7 protein-coding genes are annotated in these 5123 nt (G+C 71.3%); 1 reads left to right on the forward strand and 6 read right to left on the reverse strand.

Annotated features, from left to right (window positions below):
• The 4 genes from RIF89_RS10775 to RIF89_RS10790 all read right to left on the reverse strand — a co-directional run.
• On the reverse strand, positions 1-110 hold a 110-nt coding region (locus tag RIF89_RS10775; protein WP_309069116.1), incomplete at its 3' end, for an OB-fold domain-containing protein.
• A gap of 27 nt (positions 111-137) precedes the next feature.
• Entirely contained in the window at positions 138-764 is a 627-nt protein-coding gene (gene ruvC, locus RIF89_RS10780; RefSeq protein WP_309069111.1) for a crossover junction endodeoxyribonuclease RuvC, read from the reverse strand.
• Positions 765-812: 48 nt separating this feature from the next.
• Positions 813-1553: a phosphotransferase gene (locus tag RIF89_RS10785; RefSeq protein ID WP_309069112.1), complete on the reverse strand. Its 741-nt coding sequence runs from the start codon at positions 1551-1553 to the stop codon at positions 813-815.
• 83 nt (positions 1554-1636) lie between these two features.
• Positions 1637-2398 carry a YebC/PmpR family DNA-binding transcriptional regulator gene (locus tag RIF89_RS10790; protein WP_309069113.1) on the reverse strand — a complete coding sequence of 254 codons (762 nt, stop codon included), beginning with the start codon at positions 2396-2398 and terminating at the stop codon, positions 1637-1639.
• Between the two features lie 134 nt (positions 2399-2532).
• On the opposite strand from RIF89_RS10790, the gene pdxY reads away from it, so the two are divergent.
• Positions 2533-3384 carry a pyridoxal kinase PdxY gene (pdxY, locus tag RIF89_RS10795; RefSeq protein ID WP_309069114.1) on the forward strand — a complete coding sequence of 284 codons (852 nt, stop codon included), beginning with the start codon at positions 2533-2535 and terminating at the stop codon, positions 3382-3384.
• A gap of 151 nt (positions 3385-3535) precedes the next feature.
• On the opposite strand, the gene pdxT is transcribed toward pdxY, so the two are convergent.
• Positions 3536-4135: a pyridoxal 5'-phosphate synthase glutaminase subunit PdxT gene (pdxT, locus tag RIF89_RS10800; RefSeq protein ID WP_375294469.1), complete on the reverse strand. Its 600-nt coding sequence runs from the start codon at positions 4133-4135 to the stop codon at positions 3536-3538.
• A complete protein-coding gene (pdxS, locus tag RIF89_RS10805) occupies positions 4132-5022 on the reverse strand; it encodes a pyridoxal 5'-phosphate synthase lyase subunit PdxS (protein ID WP_309069115.1) in 891 nt (296 codons plus the stop codon). The genes pdxT and pdxS overlap by 4 nt, the downstream gene beginning before the upstream one ends.
• Positions 5023-5123 lie beyond the last annotated feature (101 nt).

Raw genomic sequence — 5123 nt, forward strand, 5'->3', positions numbered from 1 at the left:
GTGCGCGCGACATCCGGCGGCACGGCGACCGAGAAGCCGACTCCCCCGACCTCGACGATGACGCTGTCGGTGCCGGCGTGCAGCACCGTGCCGCGCAGGGAGGAGATCATGCGTCCAGCCTAGGCGCCGGTTCGGACCTATGTTCGAGCGACACGCGTCCGCCGCGTGCGCTTCTCCGCGTCGGCCCAGGCGCGCTGCGCCGGAGTGAGCGAGGTGTCGGCGCCGTGTGCCTGCACGGAGACGCCGCCGCCCCACGCGTGGCACAGCGCGAGCGCGAGCGCATCGGCGGCGTCCGCGGGCTGCGGCAGCGCGTCGAGCCGCAGCACGCGCTGGATCATCGTCTGCACCTGCCGCTTGTCCGCTGCTCCGTAGCCCGTCACGGCCGCCTTGACCTCGCTCGGCGTGTGCGTCGCGGCCGGGATGCGGCGCTCGGCGGCGAGCATGAGGGCGACGCCGCTCGCCTGGGCCGTGCCCGTGACGGAGTGCAGGTTGTGCTGGGCGAACACGCGCTCGACGGCCACGACATCCGGGGCGTGCGCATCCAGCACGGCCCGGATGCCCTGGGCGATCGCGGCAAGCCGCTCCGCGATCGGGAGCTCCGGCGCCGATCGGACGACCCCCACGTGGACGAGCGTCGCCGTCCGGTTGCGCGCCACGTCGACGACGCCGACGCCGCACCGGGTCAGACCGGGGTCGATGCCCAGCACGCGCAGACTGCTCACCCGCCCAGCGTAGGCGTGCCGGATCCGGGTTCCGCGCCGCATCGCCGGGCGGCGCCCGTACGCTTCGCTGGTCCTCGACCGGCGGTCAGGTCACGAGCGCAGCCTCCGCGCATCCCGGCGGTACATGTCGGCGTGCGCGGCGAGATCGGTGCGCCGCGTCGCCGCCGCACGTTCCCGGGTGAAGGCCGCAAGCTCGTCGAGCCGCGCCGCGGCGGTCGAGCGCACCTGCTCGACCGGCCACGTTCCTCCATACGCAGCCACGAGATCCGCGATCCTCTCGTCCGGGGAGCCGTCGCGCCGGGCGTCGAAGGCGGCCGCGTCCTCGGCCAGCGGCGCGAGCCGGTAGGCGAGGTAGGCCACGTCCCAGATGCGCGGACCGGGCGAGGCGAAGTCGAAGTCGATCACGCCGGTGAGAGCGTCGCCTGAGGCGAGCAGGTTGTACGGCGCGAAGTCGTTGTGGCAGATCACCTCGACCGGCTCGTGGACGGCGGCCCGCCAGTCCTGCGGCCGGCGCGCCGACGCCTCGCGTGCCAGGGGCAGGCTCGCGTCGTGGATCCGCCGCAGCAGAAGCGCCGCGGCATGCAGCACGGCGCGCGACCACAGGACCTCGGCGCGCGTTTCGGCGAGCACGACGCCCGGCAGGTGGGTCAGGATCTCCCGGCCCTGCTCGTCGATCCCGAGCGGGCGCGGTGTTCCGGCGATCCCCGCCCGCTCGCACAGCTCCAGCAGGCGGTGGACCGCCGGCGTCCAGGGCCCCGTCTCGCGACGCACGGTGCCGCCGATACGCACGACGGGCGTGACGTTCCCACCGCTCAGGGCCTCCTCGTCCACGCCTTCACCGTAGCGATCGCGACTCCGGCAGAACGACGCCGCCCCATCCGGTGAACCGGATGGGGCGGCGTCACGAAGGCGGCTTACTCGTCGTCCGACTCGAGCTCGGCCTGCACCTCGGGCGACAGGTCGATGTTGGTGAAGACGTTCTGCACGTCGTCGCTGTCCTCGAGCGCGTCGATCAGCTTGAAGACCTTGCGCGCGGTCTCGGCGTCGACCGGGACCTTGACGTTCGCGACGAACTCGGCGTCCGCCGACTCGTATTCGATGCCCGCATCCTGCAGCGCTGTGCGGACGGCGACCATGTCGCTCGCCTCGGTCACGATCTCGAAGCCCTGCGGGTGGGGCTCCACTTCGAGCGCACCCGCCTCGAGCGCCGCGAGCATCACGTCGTCCTCGGTCGTGCCCTCGCTCGAGGCGACGATGACGCCCTTGCGCTCGAAGTTGAACGACACGCTGCCGGGGTCGGCCATGTTGCCGCCGTTGCGGGTCACGGCCGTGCGCACCTCGGCCGCGGCGCGGTTCTTGTTGTCGGTCAGACACTCGATGAGCATCGCGACACCGCCGGGCGCGTAGCACTCGTACATGATCGTGGTGTAGTCGACGGACTCGCCGCCGATGCCGGCGCCGCGCTTGATGGCGCGGTCGATGTTGTCCTTCGGGACGGACGTCTTCTTCGCCTTCAGCACGGCGTCGAACAGCGTCGGGTTGCCGGCCTGGTCGGGGCCGCCCAGCTTGGCCGCGACCTCGATGTTCTTGATCAGCTTCGCCCACGACTTCGCGCGGCGGGCGTCGATGACCGCCTTCTTGTGCTTGGTCGTCGCCCACTTGGAATGACCTGACATGTCTCTCCCGATCTCGTCTCGCGGCCACGCGCTCTCGGCGTCCGGGCCTCGTGACAGTCTACGAGAACGCCCGGCGCGCCGACCGCGTGCGCCCCGCAGTCCCCTCCCGCACCGTGAGGTGGGAGGATCGAGGGATGAAGATCCTGTCGATCCAGTCGGCTGTCGCCTACGGTCACGTCGGCAACTCCGCGGCGGTGTTCCCCCTGCAGCGCATCGGCGTGGAGGTGCTGCCGGTCTACACCGTCAACTTCTCGAACCACACGGGCTACGGCGCCTGGCGCGGTCCGCTCATCTCGCCGGACGACGTGCGCGAGGTCATCACGGGCATCGAGGAGCGCGGGGCGTTCCCGCAGATCGACGCCGTCCTCTCGGGCTATCAGGGCGGCGAGGGCATCGCCGACGTCATCATCGATGCGGTCGCGCGCGTCAAGGCCGCGAACCCCGAGGCCATCTACGCGTGCGATCCGGTCATGGGCAATGCCAAGTCGGGGTGCTTCGTCGCTCCGGCGATCCCGATCCTGCTGCGCGACAGGGTGGTTCCGGTCGCGGACGTGATCACGCCGAACCAGTTCGAGCTCGGCTACCTCACGGACACCGAGCCGAGCGATCTCGCCTCGACGCTCGCATCCGTCGATCGCGCACGCGACATGGGGCCGCGCACGGTGCTCGTCACGAGCGTCGAGCGACCGGATCGCGAGGACGGCACGATCGAGATGCTCGCGGTGGACGACGCCGGGGCCTGGCTGCTCGCGACGCCGCACCTGCCGTTCAAGGCGAACGGCTCGGGAGATGTCACCGCGGCGCTCTTCACGGCGCACTATCGCGAGACTCGCTCGGCCGCAGAGGCGCTCGCCCGGACGGCGTCGAGCGTCTTCGGGCTGCTCGAGCAGACCCTCGCGTCCGGCGAGCGCGAACTGCAGCTCGTGGAGGCGCAGGAGCACTACGCGCACCCGCGCATGCAGTTCGAGGCGCGCCAGGTGCGCTGAGCCGCTCCGCACGCAGAACGGGCCGAGATCCTTCGCGGATCCCGGCCCGTTCTGCGTCTCGCGTCGGCCATGTCCCGTTCGGTGTCGGATGGGACCGGAAACCGACACGAAGCGGGACCCGCCGGCGCTCGGAGCGGCAGGAAGCGGGACATCACGCAGCGCGCGCGGCCACCCGGTCCAGGAAGCGCCGGTGGAAGCGCAGCTCGCCCGCCGACTCGGGGTGGAAGGCCGTGCCGAGCAGGTTTCCCTGCTCGACCGCGACGATCCGCCCGTCATCCAGCGCGGCCAGCGGTGTCGCCGCGCCGACCGCTTCGACGATCGGTGCGCGGATGAACGCGGCGCGGACGAGCGGATCACCCAACTCCGGCACGTCCAGATCCGTCTCGAACGACTCCGTCTGACCGCCGAACGCGTTGCGCCGCACCGTGACGTCCAGGCCGCCGAACGTCTGCTGACCCTCGATCCCACCGCTGATCCGCTCCGCGAGCAGGATGAGCCCCGCGCACGTGCCGAACGCCGGCAACCCGTCGGCGATCGCGGCGCGGATCGGCTCGCGCAGACCGAACACGCGCGCCAGCTTGTCGATCACACTCGACTCCCCGCCGGGCAGGACGAGCCCATCGACCTCTTCCAGCTCGGCAGGCCGACGCACGAGCGTCACGCGCGCCCCCAGGTCTCGGAGCACGGCGGCGTGCTCCCGCACGTCGCCCTGCAGGGCGAGCACGCCGACGCGCGGCGCGGGTGCCGTCACCAGCCGCGCTCGGCGAGACGGTGCGGGGCGGGGACGTCCGCGACGTTGATGCCCACCATGGCTTCACCGAGGCCGCGCGAGACCTCGGCGATCACCGCCGGGTCGTCGTGGAACGTGGTGGCCTTGACGATCGCGGCCGCGCGGGCGGCCGGGTCGCCCGACTTGAAGATGCCGGAACCGACGAACACGCCGTCGGCACCCAGCTGCATCATCATCGCGGCGTCGGCGGGCGTCGCGACACCACCCGCCGTGAACAGCACGACCGGGAGCGTGCCGGTCTCCGCGATCTCGGCGACCAGGTCGTACGGCGCCTGCAGCTCCTTGGCCGCGACGTACAGCTCGTCGCGCGTCATGGACGTCAGAGCGTTGATCTCGCTCGTGATCTTGCGGATGTGCTTGGTCGCCTCCGACACGTCACCCGTGCCCGCCTCGCCCTTCGAGCGGATCATCGCGGCGCCCTCGTTGATGCGCCGCAGCGCCTCCCCGAGATTCGTCGCCCCGCACACGAACGGCACCGTGAAGGCGTGCTTGTCGATGTGGTTCACGTAGTCGGCGGGCGAGAGCACCTCGGACTCGTCGATGTAGTCGACCCCGAGCTCCTGCAGCACCCGGGCCTCCACGAAGTGGCCGATGCGCGCCTTCGCCATCACGGGGATCTCGACCGACGCGATGATCTGATCGATCAGGTCGGGGTCGCTCATGCGCGCGACGCCGCCCTGGGAGCGGATGTCGGCGGGCACGCGCTCGAGCGCCATGACGGCGACGGCGCCCGCGTCCTCGGCGATGCGTGCCTGCTCGGCGGTGACGACGTCCATGATGACGCCGCCCTTCAGCATCTCGGCCAGACCGCGCTTGACGCGCCCGGTTCCGGTGGTCGCGGTGCTCACTGTGCTCCTCCTGTCAGCCCCGACGGGCTCTTTGGCATAGGCCTTTGTTCGACCTAGGCCAAACCGTAGCACGGCCCCGTACACTCGTCGGGATGGATGAC

This window comes from Microbacterium sp., assembly GCF_031178525.1.
Taxonomy (GTDB): domain Bacteria; phylum Actinomycetota; class Actinomycetes; order Actinomycetales; family Microbacteriaceae; genus Microbacterium.